This window comes from Emticicia sp. CRIBPO, assembly GCF_009905725.1.
In the GTDB taxonomy this organism is placed as follows: Bacteria; Bacteroidota; Bacteroidia; order Cytophagales; family Spirosomataceae; genus Leadbetterella.
In genome coordinates this window covers 244,909-261,187 of the sequence record NZ_JAAAKV010000005.1, presented here as the reverse complement: position 1 = coordinate 261,187, position 16,279 = coordinate 244,909, and the positions used below count along the sequence as shown (strand labels likewise).

At 41.4% G+C, this 16,279-nt stretch carries 12 protein-coding genes; 2 read left to right on the top strand and 10 right to left on the bottom strand.

Annotation, left to right across the window (positions count from 1 at the left end; translation table 11 throughout):
- Positions 1–183: 183 nt before the first annotated feature.
- The 7 genes from GVN16_RS12340 to GVN16_RS12310 form a co-directional block, all read right to left on the bottom strand.
- Positions 184–1,683, bottom strand: a complete 1,500-nt coding sequence (locus GVN16_RS12340; RefSeq protein WP_166564203.1) for a glycoside hydrolase family 32 protein — start codon at positions 1,681–1,683, stop codon at positions 184–186.
- Positions 1,684–1,751: 68 nt separating this feature from the next.
- Positions 1,752–3,464 (bottom strand): RagB/SusD family nutrient uptake outer membrane protein, encoded by a 1,713-nt coding sequence (locus GVN16_RS12335; RefSeq protein ID WP_166564202.1) that lies wholly within the window; start codon positions 3,462–3,464, stop codon positions 1,752–1,754.
- A gap of 18 nt (positions 3,465–3,482) precedes the next feature.
- Positions 3,483–6,638 (bottom strand): TonB-dependent receptor, encoded by a 3,156-nt coding sequence (locus GVN16_RS12330; protein WP_166564201.1) that lies wholly within the window; start codon positions 6,636–6,638, stop codon positions 3,483–3,485.
- A 31-nt stretch (positions 6,639–6,669) separates the two neighbouring features.
- Positions 6,670–7,575: a carbohydrate kinase gene (locus tag GVN16_RS12325; protein ID WP_166564200.1), complete on the bottom strand. Its 906-nt coding sequence runs from the start codon at positions 7,573–7,575 to the stop codon at positions 6,670–6,672.
- Positions 7,576–7,585: 10 nt separating this feature from the next.
- A complete protein-coding gene (locus tag GVN16_RS12320) occupies positions 7,586–8,920 on the bottom strand; it encodes a sugar porter family MFS transporter (RefSeq protein ID WP_166564368.1) in 1,335 nt (444 codons plus the stop codon).
- A 576-nt stretch (positions 8,921–9,496) separates the two neighbouring features.
- Positions 9,497–10,741 (bottom strand): hypothetical protein, encoded by a 1,245-nt coding sequence (locus GVN16_RS12315; protein WP_166564199.1) that lies wholly within the window; start codon positions 10,739–10,741, stop codon positions 9,497–9,499.
- 48 nt (positions 10,742–10,789) lie between these two features.
- Positions 10,790–11,104, bottom strand: a complete 315-nt coding sequence (locus tag GVN16_RS12310) for a potassium transporter KefB (RefSeq protein WP_229244143.1) — start codon at positions 11,102–11,104, stop codon at positions 10,790–10,792.
- Between the two features lie 555 nt (positions 11,105–11,659).
- Between GVN16_RS12310 and GVN16_RS12305 the strand changes: the two genes are divergently transcribed.
- Positions 11,660–11,863 (top strand): hypothetical protein, encoded by a 204-nt coding sequence (locus GVN16_RS12305; protein ID WP_166564197.1) that lies wholly within the window; start codon positions 11,660–11,662, stop codon positions 11,861–11,863.
- A gap of 106 nt (positions 11,864–11,969) precedes the next feature.
- Here GVN16_RS12305 and GVN16_RS12300 read toward each other — a convergent pair whose 3' ends face one another.
- The 3 genes from GVN16_RS12300 to GVN16_RS12290 form a co-directional block, all read right to left on the bottom strand.
- Complete coding sequence (locus tag GVN16_RS12300; protein ID WP_166564196.1) at positions 11,970–12,395, bottom strand: hypothetical protein; 426 nt, start codon at positions 12,393–12,395, stop codon at positions 11,970–11,972.
- A 125-nt stretch (positions 12,396–12,520) separates the two neighbouring features.
- Positions 12,521–13,612, bottom strand: a complete 1,092-nt coding sequence (locus GVN16_RS12295) for a PepSY domain-containing protein (RefSeq protein WP_166564195.1) — start codon at positions 13,610–13,612, stop codon at positions 12,521–12,523.
- Positions 13,613–13,615: 3 nt separating this feature from the next.
- Complete coding sequence (locus tag GVN16_RS12290) at positions 13,616–14,533, bottom strand: hypothetical protein (RefSeq protein ID WP_166564194.1); 918 nt, start codon at positions 14,531–14,533, stop codon at positions 13,616–13,618.
- Positions 14,534–15,070: 537 nt separating this feature from the next.
- Here GVN16_RS12290 and GVN16_RS12285 point away from each other — a divergent pair.
- The gene (locus GVN16_RS12285) at positions 15,071–16,189 is read left to right on the top strand and encodes an AraC family transcriptional regulator (protein ID WP_166564193.1); all 1,119 of its coding nucleotides are present in this window, start codon (positions 15,071–15,073) and stop codon (positions 16,187–16,189) included.
- Positions 16,190–16,279: the final 90 nt, after the last annotated feature.

The following is a 16,279-nucleotide window of genomic DNA, read 5'->3' as shown; positions in this document are numbered from 1 at the left end:
ATCAACTTTTTTATTTTTATTATAAATATAATTCTATTTTTGAGTTTAAACGGAAAAAAAGCAGGTATTGTACCTGCATTTTTTCGCTATCCCACTAATTAAAGTCGGTTTAAGTCAACTACTGATTATTAGTAATATCATCTAACCCAGGAGCTCATAGATAGAAAAGGTTATTTACTCATTTCACTTCTTTTGCACATCAGAGTACTTTAATTGGGTTATCGTTATACCAGACACTGATCTGATATATAATTTATTCATTTTCTTTTCAGAAAAGAACAGATCGGTCATAACAGTGAGTCCGTCATCAGCAAAGAGTTCGACAGATCCGGCATCAACCAGGAGTGTTAATGAAATCTCCCTGGTCTTAGCTATTCTCGGCCCACTATGGCGTGCAGCAAATCCCGGCTCAAAATTTACTTTGCCGGATTTTGTCCTATCAATGTAATAGTTATCCGATTTCTTATCATACCCGACTAAAAGCTCATTGCCTGCTTCATTTGCCAGTACGATAGAAAAGTCACGTGTTTCCTTTAGAACCAATTCAAGCTTAAAAACTCCATCCGTTTTTTGGATATTTTTTGATAAATCAAGTTGCCCTTTCAACTTATGATTGCTGAATGTGGCAAGAGGGGAGACTAATTTCTCGAATTCCGGGACCGGGTTTGAAGAGAGGAAAAATTCCCCGTCAATTTTTTGAAGCTGAAGTTCTCGGGCTACGGTTGCTGCACCCCGCCAATTCTGAGTGGGAATGATATTGGCATAGTTCCAGTTGTTCATCCAACCGATGAACAATCTTTTATTACCTGTATTTGACCAGGTGACCCCGGCATAATTATCCGCTCCATAGTCAACCCATTTGGTTTTATTTTCTAATGGCTTGAAAGTCTTTCCATCGAAATGCCCAACAAAATATTGAGTAGCTGATCCTCCACTCGGCCCGCCCGGATTAATACTTACAAGAAGTACCCAAAACTTTTCTCCGTCATGATCAAAACTAATCAGGTCAGGACATTCCCAAACCCCGCCATGAGCTCCATACCCTTCACCAAACTCACTCAGCTTATTCCATGATTTCAAATTAGTTGAGCCATAAAAAGTAATCGTCTGTTTTGTAGCGAGCGTCATAACCCATTGCTGAGAGGGCTCATGCCACATTACTTTGGGATCTCTGAAATCTTCAATTCCCGGATTGGGAAGCACCGGGTTTCCCTTATACTTGGTCCATGTTTTCCCTTCATCATTACTGTAAGCAATGCTTTGATACTGATGAAGTCCGGTTCCTTCTTTTTCAATTGCACTGTTATGGTGTGTAAAAATGGCGACCAGAGCATTTTCCCCAAAACCGGCTGAATTATTTTTATCCACTACAGCACTGCCTGAAAAAATAGCACCAAGGCTGTCCGGGGCTAAAGCAATTTTTTGTTCTTCCCAGCTTACAAGATCTTTACTTATCGCATGCCCCCAATGCATGGGTCCCCATTTTGAGCTATTGGGATTATGTTGAAAAAAAAGGTGATATTTACCATTAAAATATACCATCCCATTAGGATCATTCATCCAGTTTGATTTTGGCGAAAAATGAAACTCCGGTCTGTATTGTTCGTTCCTATCTTGTGCCATTATTGTATTGAAAAAGATAATTCCTGACAAAAAGATGAGAGCAAATAGTTTATTGTTCATAATATTAAGATTAAATGGTATTTGATCCCGGTAGAGTTACAAAACTTACCGGGATCAGAAGTCAATTATTAATAACCTGGATTCTGTTGATATAATCCTTTAGTGAAACTGATTTCACGTTGAGGAATCGGCAGATACTCATCCCTTCCGGCACTAAATTTGGCTGTTGAAAGATAGGGCCTTCTTGTTTTTTCCTTTTCGAGATATTGATTGAGGGTTTGTTCTGCGATACCCCATCTCACAAGATCGAAGAAACGAGGGCTTTCGGTCGCGAACTCCAGCCTTCTTTCCCATTGTAAGGCTTTCCTGGCGAACTCTTGTGTCCATCCGGTGGCTTCATATTCACGAATGTTATATTTAGAAGCAAATGTGCCGTCCGTTTTCTTGAGCCTGCCCGTACTCTCTGCAGCTCGTTTCCTTATCTGATTGATCAAGGGCCTGGCCATTTCCTGTTGACCTAATTCAATATAGGCTTCTGCCTGCATCAGTAATACATCATCATACCTGATAATATCTATGTTTTTTGATGAGCCAATGAACGGTCCTTCTTTGTGATATGAAGAACTGGTGGCCAGTTGCTGCTCTTTCATGGAGTGAAAGAAGCCGTAAACCCCCGGGTCACGTACCCAACTATTACTGAAAGGTTTTGACGCATCATATTTATAAACATGGCCATCAATCCCTACAGTATGGTCAACTCTTGGATCAACTGTATCAACATTAAAATCTACATTTTTATCATTGAAATTGTTAAATGCAGGAAATCCATTACTATCAGTTTTGAAGGCATTTACTAAGGTCTGACTTGGCTGATGAAAACCACAACATCCGTATTGCGGTGCTCCGTGCGGATAATTGAGGCCGGTAACATAACTTAAGCGTCCAACCGAAGTTCCGTCGTTGATGGAATACTGAATGGCAAAAACTGATTCAGGCCCGTTTTCAGTTTCAGCAATGAAGTTTTCAGCAAAATCAGGCTGAAGTTTATATTTTCCTGATTTAATGACCTCCTGAGTAAGGTTGACAACTTCCTGCAACCTGGCTTTATTGATATTGATCACTTTATGGCTTTCATTTTGCTCATAAGCCTGAAATAACCTCAACTTTGCCAAATAAGCCGATGCTGATAATTTATTGGCACGCCCGATTTGTGGCTGTGAAACAGGCAGGTTGTCGATAGCAAATTGGAAGTCCTTAGCAATTACATTCCACAATTCGTCAGTTTTGTATTTCACATTAGACTCTTTGAGAATGTCTTCAGAAGAAAGGGTTTCGTCAATGTACGGAATATTCTTAAATAGCATCTTCAGCATAAAATGGGAATGTCCTCTCAAAAACCTCATTTCTGCCAGACGGGTCTTTTTTAACGGGAATTCAGTGTCATTGAGAGCATTCAGACTTCTTATTGCCGTATTAGTTCTTGAAATGGCCTTGTAAAAGTTTTCCCAGGTAAAACGGTGCATTAGTCCCTGATCAGGGCGAGTAAGGTTATAGTGTTCATAAAAATCTATATCGGCTACATCAGAAACACCACCTCCTCCTTTGTAGCTGTCGTCTGAACGTACACTGCCATATACCCACATACTCGTCATGGGGCCTATCATATCATCATTTCCTATCCCGGCATAGGCCGCAGTAGATAAGGCTTCAGCTCCGGCAGCTGACTTTATACTTTCAGAGGATAAAAGCCCTTTGGGCTGATATTCCAGAAAATCTTTACATGACGACGTTATCAATAAAACTCCGGCAATTGCAGCAATATTTATATATCTGTTTTTCATTTTTTTTAGCTTTAAGATTTAGAATGACACATTAACTCCGGCAGTAAATGTCCTTGGTATTGGAATAGCATTAATATCTGTTCTTTCCGGATCGGGGCCCGAGAAACTCGGGGATTTAATCAGAAACAGGTTTTCTGCCATGGCGTAAACTCTGAGTCTTTTTAATCCTGCTTTTTTCACCAGGTCCGGATTAAGCGTATAACCCAACTGAACATTCCTTAATTTAAAATAGGAGGTATTTACCATGAAATAATCAGAGGTTCTGGTTTCCCCATTTACATCTGAAAGTGACAAAGTAGGAATTGACGACCCGGTATTCTTTGCCGACCAGGCATCAAATACTCCGGGTCCGACATTATCTCGTCCCCTGATGAAATTATTGTAGAAGGTATAAATATCAAATCCTTTTCTACCGGCAATGCCTGACCCAAAAACTGACAGATCGAAATTTCTATAACCCGCATCTATCCTCAGGTTATACTCAAATGCCGGTAAAGTAGTTCCGAAAAATACCTGATCCAGGGCGTCAATTTTACCATCCTCATTGGTGTCCACATACCTTATTCTGCCAGGACCTGCACCTACCTGATCTGCAGCGGCATCTACCTCTGTCTGGCTTTGGAAAAGACCGGACGTTTTGTAACCGAATATATCAAACTGGGAATGACCGATGATAGTCGTAATAGCATTGCCGGCATAAGCAGAACGAACTTCTTCAGGCAAAACAGTTATTTTATCCCTGAAACGGCTTATTCCGGTTAAGATGCTATAAGTAAAATCTCCTTTGGGCTTGGAATAATATCCCAATGAGAACTCAAACCCTTTATTGGTTTTTGTAGCTCCATTCACTACTTTCAGTTGACCTTCGCCTACTGCTGAAGCTACAGGAGGGGTGATGAGGATATCGCTTGTTTTCCTGGTAAAGAAATCAAAAGCTCCCTGTATAATGCCATCGAAAAAGCCGAAATCAACACCGGTATTTATCTCATCTGTCGTTTCCCATTTGAGATTAGGGTTTTCACCTTGCGTTGAGACAAATCCTGAAGGTAAGATTCCTGTATTAACGCCATTCAGATCGTAAGCTGTTCCTATATTATAAAACTGGTCAAAAAAACCATCATGCCCATTTGGATATTGGGACTGTCTTGCACCATACCTGGTATCATACAGACCAAAACGGGCGAGGTCGCCTATTTCCTGGTTTCCAACCCGGCCGACCCCAGCTCTTATTTTAAGGTTACTGACCAGCTTGGTCTTTTTGAAGAAGTTTTCCTTGTCTATTCTCCAACCGGCCGATGCTGCCGGAAAAATCCCAAACCTGTTTTCTGATCCAAATCGCGAAGAACCGTCCCTTCTTACGGTCAGGGCAAGCAGGTATTTGTCTGAAAATCCGTAGTCGACTCTTCCAAATTGTGATAAAAGCCTGCTTCCTGAACCCGTTCCTGATACATTGGTATTACCTGTGCCTGAACTTAGCACAAAATAATCCTCATTTTGGACAGCGAAGCCCTCTTTCTTTGCCAATTCAAATCGGAGATCATTTTTTATGGCTTCCACACCCCCTAAAAACTTGAGGCGGTGGTTCCCCAAGGTCAAACCATAAGTAAGAGTATTCGACCAGGTAAGGCTTAAAAATTTATTCTGATCTATCGTCAGACTATTGTTAGTTCGTCCGAATGAACCTTCTTCAAATGCTTGTTCTATATTTTTAAAGTAAAATGCTGCATTATCAGCACCGACACTTGATCTGAAAGTTAAGTCTTTTGCTAATTCGACTTCTGCAAAAACATTTCCGAAAAGTGTAAGCCTGTTGGCATTATCCCATCTATTTATATATTGCATGTGAAGCGGATTATTGCGATCTGAATAACCCGACCCTATAGCTCCTCCCCAACTACCGTCAGCAGCATAAACCGGAATGGTTGGAGCAAGGGTAACAGCCAAACCCGGAGTGAGAGCTCCTCCAATATCTGAAGCCGCCAGTGTTTCATTAGAAGATGCTAACTGTATGTTGGCTCCCATCTTTAACTTACCGTTAAATGTGCTTGTTAAGGCGTTGATCCGGCCACTGAATTTCTCATACCCGGAATATCTGAGCATTCCGGTATTTTTATAGTACCCGAGATTAATTTGCAGGGATGAGGTTTTTGAACCTCCTGAGATTGTCAGGTCATTGTTGGTTACAACTCCTGTTTTATACATGACACTCTGCCAGTCTGTATCTCCCGCCGGCATATTCTGATTTCCCCCAACAAAAGGTTTCACAGAAACATTATTTAATACGGGATTCTTAAAGTCTTTATTCCAGTCAAAAGCATATAGTGCCCCATAACCATCTTCTGGATTGACCCCATCATTGATAGACGCTTGCCAGAGAGCCCCTCCTCTGTCAACAGCGTTGAGCATCTTAAATCGCTGGTACTTTTCTGATTGAGAGGATATACTGGTATTAAAGTCTACATTGATTTTTCCATTGCCATTAGCACCATTCTTCGTAGTTACGATAACCACTCCATTTGAAGCTCTTGAACCATATATGGAAGAGGCAGAAGCGTCTTTGAGAACCTGTATGGTTTCAATGGAGTTTGGATTAAGGCTCTGCAATACTTCAGGACGTTTGGTAGGCATTCCGTCAATAATGTAGAGAGGGTCTGTATTGCCAAGCGTATTGGCTCCGCGAATCAATATCCTGGAATTATTACCATTCGGTGATCCGGTCTTTTCTATATACAGACCCGGAACTCTTCCCTGAAGAGATTGCATAGGATTACCAGAACTGATGTTTCGAACCGGGGCCAAATCCACAACAGCAATAGCCCCTGTTAAATCCTCTTTCTTTGAAGAAGTGTAACCTACCACCACAATCTCATTCAGACTTTTAGAATCTGCCTGCAAAGTCATGTTAATGACCGTTGAGGAACCGGTTTCTACCTCAGCAGTTTTCATTCCAATATAGGAAAAAACCAAAATAGCTTTTGGCGAAACTGAAATAGAATATGTCCCGGATACACCGGTGATTACCCCGTTAGAGGTGCCCTTTTCTGAAATACTCACACCTGGGAGTATTTGGCCATCTGAAGCTTTGACCGTACCGTTAATCACGGATTTGGTCTGTGCCTGTAAGGATTGGACAACTGAGAAGATCAGCATTATCCAAAGTAATTTTCTTTTCATCTGATAGTCGTTTTAGCGTTATTCTAATTAATCATTTTAAAACATTAATGTTCCTGGAGCTAATCATAAGGGCGATATCTTCCTCCGAAAAGGCGGGCAATGCCCCAGCCTTTGAAGCAACGATTGCTCCTGCACCACAAGCAAATTCAAGAGCAGAGTTCACCTGTTCACCCTGGTTTATCCGATAAAGGAATGCAGCCAGGAAAGCATCTCCGCTACCAATGGTATCTTCCACTTCCACTTCAAATCCAGGATGCCTGAACAGTTGACCATGTTCAGTAAGTACCATAGCTCCATCACCTCCACATGTTACTATGACTGATTTAAGGTCAAATCTCTCTTTTATGAATTCCATAGCATGAGGTATATCCTGGTATGTGGCAAACCAGCTACAGATTTCTTTCACCTCACTTTCATTCATTTTGACCACATCGGCATATTTAAGCAGTTCAATCACACCATCAGAAGTGTAATGAGGGGGCCTCAGATTGACATCAAATATTTTCAGACGAGCTTGTGCCAAATATTGAAGTAAGGTGCTACGAGTCATTTCATCACGGGAAGCAAGCGTTCCATAAATGAAGAAGTCACTGCCGCTTACAGCCGCTAAAGCGTGCTTGTCAAATTGGATGTAATCCCAGGCAACGGGATGAAGTATTTTGTAGGTGACTTCATGATTATCAGATATATTGGCCTTGGCCACTCCCGTAAGATGTGTTTGTCCTATCTGAACCCACCGGGTACTAAGGCCATTATTTTCCATATATCCGATCAGATCACGTCCAAGATCATCACTTCCAACCCGGCTGACGAATGCCACATCCAGACCATAGCGATTCAAATGTGCTGCTACATTCATGGGAGCTCCCCCCGCTAGTTTGCTTGAAGGAAGAACGTCCCATAAGACCTCTCCAAAAACCGTAATTTTAGTTACCATTTTTATGTGTTTAATGTATAATCAATGTTTTTTCAATTTGCTCAAGTGAAGTACCCTTGGTCTCAGGCATCATTTTCCAGACGAAGAGTAATTGAAGGATCATCATGCCGCAAAAAATCATAAAAGTATTACCCCCTCCGAGTGTTTCAGTGAAGTAAGGAAAAGTGAAAGCAATAATGGCCGCCAGTAACCAGTGCATGAAACTTCCCATTGACTGGCCTGCCGCCCTTACCTGATTAGGAAATATCTCTGAGATGAACACCCAGATAACTGCTCCTTGAGAGAGTGCGAAGAAAGCTATATACACAAATAAGTATATAGGTACAGAATAGCCGCCAAGGTTACCTGAGTAAAAAGCCCAAGCCACCAAACCTAAAGTAATAATTAATCCAAATGATCCGATAAACATTAGCGTTCTTCTACCAAAACGATCAATAAGGTTAATGGCCAATAAAGTGAAGCAGAAATTGATCAAGCCAATGCCTGCAGAAGAAAGCAATGCCGAGCTTTTACCCAATCCGGCCATCTCAAAAATTCTTGGGGCGTAATAAATGATCGCATTGATTCCTGAAACCTGGTTAAAAAATGCAAATAGTAAGGCAAGTAAGACCGGAAGTTTATATTGTGTAGAAAATATCGATGGTTTTCCACCTTCTTTTGAGGAAGATTCAGCGGACAAAAGAATGTCAGACAGGATTTTCTTCGCTTCAGACTCATCATTGGCTACTGACAATATTCTTTGTGCTTCTTTAAATTCACCCTTGTTTGTGATCAACCACCTTGGACTTTCAGGAACAAATAATATGGCCACTAAGAAAACTACAGATGGAAATGCCTGAACACCAAGCATCCAACGCCAATCATTCTCCCCAAATCCAACCAACAAATAGTTGGACAGATAAGCAACCAGTATCCCGAATACTACATTAAACTGAAACATGGCCACTAACCTCCCTCTTGAACGGGCAGGGGAAATCTCTGAAATGTAAAGTGGGGCAGCAACAGATGAAATACCAACTCCTATTCCGCCAAGAAAGCGGAAGAGCAGAAAAGTAACCCAGTCAGTGGCCATGGCTGTACCGACTGAAGAAACCAGATAAAGAACAGCTACAGCAAATAAGGTGGCCTTTCGGCCAAAACGATCGGATGGTATTGCTCCAGTTAAGGATCCTACTACTGTACCTATTAATGCAATGGAGACGGTAAGACCGTGCTCGAAGGTATTCAAACTCCACAGTTGTTGAATGGATTTCTCAGCACCGGATATGACAGCGGTATCAAATCCAAATAAAAAACCACCAAGAGCTACAGTAAAAGCCCAGAAAAAAACCTTTTTGTTTGTCATAAATAATTGAATCATTTTTCAACAAACTTATCACGGTATTTACTGTTCTTTTTTCGAAATAGTGTCAAAAGAATTAAATTTCAGATCAATCTCAATCAAGCACAAATACACTTATAATCAACCAGTTACACTTACAGTGTAATTTGTATTTTTAAAAAAAAGAGGTGTTTTTTTTAAAAATGTTACATATGAAGAATCTTCAGAAAATTAAAAACCAATTTTAGACAACATACTGAAACTACATACACATTAAATAATTCAAAATCATTTTTTATTAGCTGTACGATCAGATTGCTTCAGTCCATGTTTTTCGATGAGTTGAAATAAGGGCACAAAGTTTAGAGGTTAAACTTAATCTTGCATCCAGGTTTTAAACGACCTATTATCTTTAGCTTAATGGTGAGGGTGTACAAAATCACCAGATATAGCATTAAAATTGCACAGATGACGTCATTTTGACAAGATTTGGAGAGGGATAAGATTAAGCAGGTTGTAGCACTTCTCCCGCTACGTAAAAAAGCCACCTGAAAAGGTGGCTTTTTCTTTTTGGTACATCAGTATCACTATTCCCCCCTCTCACTTAAACCCAAACATCAGCGGAAATATAAAAACAACGATGATCGTCCAGATAAAATAAACGGGTAGGTAAGAGGCAATGGCTTTCCAGACACGCGTAATGTCGGCTTTCTTTGAAAGTACCCGGAACAACTGGAAGGTTACCAGGAAGAGGTTGATCAGAAACAATACGTTTCCGCCCAGCACTGCCAGCCTGTTGGGTGTAAGTCCCCATTCGGAAACCCGGAACAGGATAGCAGAAAGTGCAACACTATTCACAACGATCGTTACGGCAGACAACAGGAAAAGCACCCATATCTGCAGGCTATTTTTCGAGGTTTTTGAAACTTCGGCCACAGAAAAGAAGATAATGGCCATAACCCCGATCAGCAAAGCGTTAAAAAGCATTAAGAACTCCCGGTCATTATAAGGGTCTTTCCCTGAATAGGCTATTGCCACAAGATAGCTGACCAGCATCACCAGCACCAGGGGACTGAACAGCCTGGCAATGACCGGAGAAACCTTGCCTACCAGCTGCGGATTGGTCCGGGTAAGATATGTACCCACAAGAGGGGCTGCGGCGAGCCCGAAAATCCCGATATTCTCAAAATAAAACTCTTCAATATTAAACCCGATGAGGGAGAACAAACCAATGGTTATGCCTGTCATGATACCCCCTGCTATCAGGATAAGGGTGGTCATGACCACGAGATCGCCATTATATTTTAAAAAACCAAGCCGGTTTTCTTCACTGTTCTTTACCTTACCGACAAAAGCAAAACCCAGGACCGACCACAGAAATAAAGGCAGATGAATACAGGACAAAACCAGGGTGTCGCTTTTCTTGTTATCAGGAAGAACATTGATAAAGATCAGACCTGCCAGAGTAGCCACGACTATAAAGGCAATTTTGCCGGTTGATAATTTATTCTTCCAGGCAAAATAAGCCGTCAACAACGGAAAAACGACAAAACCGATGTTCCTGGGATAAAAATACTCTTGATCTATACCAAAAATATCCGGCACTTTTGCGATAAGACCTGCCAGGAGTGAAGCTAGCACCAGCAACCATAAGTCTGTGCCTGTGCCCCAGCTGATCTCATCACTTTCGTAGCTGAGTCTTTCATTCCAGAAATCAGCAACTCCTTTACCTTTAAGCTCCGGATAAAGTGTTCTGAACTCCCGTTTAAAGGCCAACTTATTGGTCCTGTATATCTTTTCAAGTTGCCCGGGGTCATTCAGATGGGCCAATATTTCGTCTTTCATGAGTCTTTATATTTTTTTTTAACTTAACCTCTTAAATAACTAAAATGGTCAATTCCACAAAGTACCGGCCAGTCCTAAAACAAAACCCATCCAGAAACCGACCACGTATACTATTACACTTACAATGAAGGCCAGCGTCTTTCTCCAGCCTTTTTCGCTGAAAGCATTATTAAGGAAATAAAAACACGCCCCGCCTGTTGCTCCGGCCAGAGGAACAATGATCATTGGTCTGACCATCCAGAACTGCCCCCATTCCGGGTTCGGGTGTTTAACCTGAAGCAGAAAAAAAATTATGGCTGCCAGAGCAATTCCGGCTCCTACCAGCACATTTTTGGTCAGTGAAACTGCATTAATGGACTGCATTGTTAAATGATTACCTCGTGACATAATAAATTGACTTTTAAGTTATTAATTGTTTTTAAATATTTCAAATAAGATTTTTATCAGCGACCATCCGGCTTATAACCCACCGATCTTTCCATATCATAATGTTATAAAAAAATAGCTTTTTCATAGTACCCGTAAGTCAGTGATATTCAACCGGTTCACTAAAAGTACTTTGTACAACAAAGTTAAATAAAAGTACTTTGTATTTCAAAGCGATTGCGTGATTTTTTTCTTTATATGTTAATTTTGAAGAGATGAACAGGCTATAATCAGCCATTTATAGAAAATTTCAGTAAAAAAATGACGCTTATTTTCTTTACCAATAAACCCTGATCAAAGATTTGAGTCTAACCTACGTTGCTCCGGCCGGAAACAAAACATGCTTAGCAACCTTTTTCTATTTGATAACGTAAGCTATTTGAATGAAGACTTAAAGATTCAGACATTAAAAACTAGTCCGCTCTTTAATTTTCTTTTCATTATTATACGATCTTTTCCTTAAATTGAAACACCTTTAAACTAACACAAACTATGACGTCATGTATCGGGAAAATGTCCAAGAAACCCCATTCCAAGGTAGAAGGACTACTGATTAAAAAAATCGACGGGATTGCAAAAGAAATGTATCCGGATATTGAGCCCGATTTTTATATTGACAGCAAAACCGGTGACATCACCTCAGACAACTTAACTGCAGAGCAGATAGGACATATAGGAAAAAGACTAGGGCAGTAATTCAGGTAGCTCGTTTCTATAAAAACTCAAACATTTTTGAAGACTTCAAAAAAAGCCACCTTCTCAGATGGCTTTTCAGTGCTATATTAATTGACTCAGTACAAAGCTATTTCTTTTCCGTAAAAGACACCAGGCTGATCCTGATTTTCATGTTCGGGATTTCTTCAACTTCCATGGTAAATCCAAGCTTTCCACCTATGCCTTCGATGGTCATCGTAGCATGCATGATTCCTCCCTCAGGGTTAGTAAAGTCTGCCTTTATTACTGATTTGCCTTCCTGGTAGGGTGTAGTCCACTGACAGCTGGAAACAGATTTAATCGTTCCGTTCATCGCATCTCCGCTGCCTGGCGAGATAAACACCTGTGTTTTGGTGATCTCAACTGTGCTGTATTCATCCACTGAGCGTTCCACAACACCGCTGCCATTGAGGTACTCTGTTTTGGAAGATTTCAAAACCACAGCCTGGTCACATTGACCATAACTGATTGCCGTAGTTAATAACATGGCTGAAAGTAAATGAAGCTTTTTCATTTGTATTGATTATTTTATGTTGAACATATACAAATATAGGCATTTACAATTTACTATGCAATACATGGTAGCTTGTATTAAAAATAATTGATATTCAAGAGACTACACTTGAATATCAAGAAAAATCATCTGGTTTTTCTACGCCGCCACATTAAAAACCCCGTAATGCCCAGCAGGCCGGGAGTTAAACCAATGATCACATAAAGAATCCTCACGGGCACTCCTCCGTAATTGCCGATATGAAGCGGGAATACCAGGGCTTCCGCTTTATCCCAAAACGGCAGGTCTTCAAAACGGGTTACTGCTGATACTTCTCCGGTTTGAGGGTCCATCGTAATACTGTTTCCTTCTGCGAACAGTGAATTCTGGTCTTTGAAGCGGCCTCTTACACTGAATTTTTTGTCTGGCTGCGTAGGCAGATAAACATACGCCGGGACAAGGCCGGGCAACTTGCTCAGGGCTTCATGATACATATGCTCCGGAGAAATTTTCAGAAGTGTATTCTGAGGGGTTGGTAACGTCTCCTTTTTCCAGCTCTCAGGTTCAAAAGCAAATAAGTTCATCCAGAAACCCGTAAAAAATATCAGGATGTTAAACAGCAAAGACCACACCCCCACCACACGGTGAAGCTGCGAAGAAAATATCCGCCAGTTATGTGTTCTGATCCGTACTTTAAATAACAGAACCTTCCAGATGAATTTCCGGTAAACCATGATCCCGGTCAGGATAGAAGTCAGCATCGCCAGGCCGAAAACAGCCGTCAGTGCAGCTCCCGGAGTGCCGAGATGAAGGGAAAAATGAAACTGGTAAATCCATTCGATCCAACCCACCTCCAGGTCGTCGCTGCGACCTGAGCGAATGATCTTTCCTGTGTACTGATCGATGTTTATGGTCCCGAGATCGTAGGAAGAAAGCCGCTCGTCATTGAGATAAAGCCTGAACTGATAAGAATGGGTGGGAGGTGCCGCCGGGTTTACCCAGGCCAGACCATCCAGGTGAGGATATTTATCTGTAATCATTTTATAAATGCTGTCGAGAGACATCATCTTTCCCTTGGGATTTACCTTGGTGTAATCACTGTAAATAGCCGATTCCAGTTCTTCTTTAAAGACCAACACGGAGCCGCTCAAACCGATCAGAAGTAAGAAGAAGCCGGTGACCAACCCAAGCCATTTGTGGATACTGAACAAGCGACGATATATGACTACCCTTTTCATACCTTAAAACTTCCTGGTCAAGTCCCAATTCTTATGATATGGTTTCCCGGACCTGGCCGTCACCCATATCAATCCAAGCTCCTGACCGGGGTTATTGATCTGAGACAGGATCATATTGCCCCAGTCCCTGACAGGGTCTTTCAGCTTCCACCAGCCCATTTCTTTACTGCCATTCATGCCGTCTTCATCTGCCGGGTAGCCGATCTGAAATGCACAGGCTGCCGGAGCAAAGCGGTTAGCCCAGGCAGCGAACCCTTTACTCAGGTCTTCTACAGTAGCCTCTGAAGCAAAGTCGACAAAGATCAGATCTCCTTTTCCGCGATAGGTCGGCGGCATAAAATCAGCATTGTAATGCCTCAGGAACATACGATATCCGGAGTTGTGTGATTTTATTCTTTCATCCCAAGCTTGGGCATCAGCGTCAGAAGCTTTCCGGTAGTATTCCAGGTCAATACCGAAACCGGCAACAGACGGATGGTGTCTGAACTTACCCAGCCAGTGATCAATTTCCTTCAACACATCTGTGTTCTTTTCTTTAAAGGGAAAAATCTCAAGAAATACCCTGACACCCTGCTTGTCCATGAAAGTCAGGTACGCTTCATGCTGTTCGTCTGTCAAGCCCTGATGAGCCGGAGTTAAACCTGTCATGTCGCCTACGGCCCAGAAAGCCCAGGGTTCAGAACCGGGAAACTTACTGTTAACATTAAAAATGACACGGGCCAGCTGCTCCTTCGGCAGATTGAGAAATTTGCCGATCTTGACATCCAGTTCAGTTATCCCCTCCCCCGCACTGATGCGGCTGGGTTGCCAGGCTCCGGTGTAGTGATAACCCGGCACCGCCTTCGGGTCGGAGTGGGCCGAACTGAACAGGAATGTCAGCAGAACACTGGTATTTAAAATGCTTAATCCGGGAATTCTCATGGTTGATTAATAAATCTAAAAATACTTTATAATTTTTACTGAAACGACCTTCTTTAAATGGCAAATCTCCAACTCTAAACCCACAGGAAATATCACGCTAAACCGGAAAAACGCCTCTAATCACTCCCTTTACAAAATTTAAACCAAGCTGTATGCATCGGGCAATCCGTTGATTAAAGATACAAAACAAGTGGATATACTCAGCATTCAAAGCATGGACTTTTGAATACCCGGCACGATTTTCAACCTGCCCCCTCATAAGTGCCTCAAAACAGTAGTCTTCGTGCTGAATTTTATCATTTTAAGTTCTTACTAAATTTTATCAACTCCGGTTACATTGTGTAAAATACTTAATAACAATCGGTTGCAATACATTTCGAAATTATATTTTCTTAATATTTAATAAAAATAATTTGAGATTCAGTTTTTTTTAGCGATAATTAAGATGTGAAATTTAACTAAAAAAACGGTCAGGAGACAACGTTTGTCATCCGGTTATTCTCCTATACCCGCCACTCTAAAACCCAAAATATCCCCATGAAGATTAACTATAACCTGATCAGTTTTATTGATTTCCTGGCTTTTGTACAAGGTGCTACACTCGGAATTATCCTCATTGCGAAAAACAAAAAATCCAGACCCACGGTTTATTTAGGCCTTTTCCTGCTGACTTATTCAGCCGAGCTTATTCTTTCCGTTTTCTCACACATTTCGGTTAATGAATACTACCCGTCACTCTACTTCCTGCCGTTCAGGTTTTACGCCCTGAATGCCGTCGTTTTCTATTTTTATGTAAAAAGCCTGATCGGCCCCTTTCATTTATCAAAAGAATGGAAAACCCTGATACCCGCAACCCTTGAATTTCTTGGCTGGAGTACTTTATTTATCCTGTCCTTCTTTTATCCTTCTTTACAGGACTGGTCTGTCTATGATGAAAAATATTACTGGATGTATCATCTTACGGCCATCTTTTTCTCTGTCTTTTATGCCTCACTCTCCCTTAGCCTGATATTCAGACATCAGAAAAGGATAATGGGCAATTTTTCCAACCTGCATCAAAGCCGGCTCAGGTGGGTAAAATGGGTGGCCCTTTTCATTATCTTCTATCATCTGCTTTGCATGATCCCTGCATTGGCGGCTGAGAAATTCAGCAACCATTATTTACATGGCATTTTCTCGTCCGTAAACGTAATCTTTATCTATTGGGTGGGGATTTCCGGACTTGGGCAGGCCAACATCAGCTTTGATGATAACGTTGAAGAGGCCGGAAACGACCCAAAAAACAGTCAGGAGGATACCCGTTTTTCCGACCTGGCAGAAATAATCATAAAGAAAGAACTTTACAAAGACCCGCAGCTCACGCTGAATTCGCTGGCTGCACAGACGGGATTTACACGCAATGAAATCTCAAATCTCATAAACAAAAACGCTCACACGAATTTCAATGTTTTTATCAATACCTACCGGGTAGAGGAAGCCAAAAGGCTGCTGAAAGACACGGCCTACGACCATCTCAATATGCTGGGTATCGCTACTGAAGCCGGATTCAATTCAAAAGCAACTTTCTTTGCTGTTTTTAAACAACACATGGGCAAATCTCCGGGCTCATTTAAAAGCGATGAGCCTTCCGAAAAACAGTCCGAAAATGTAAAATGAATCTGAGAGTGTATTTCCGGACTCATTCCAAATGATTTCAGACCCATTCTAAATTTGCAATAATCATCTTTGCAGGTAATGTTATGAGGG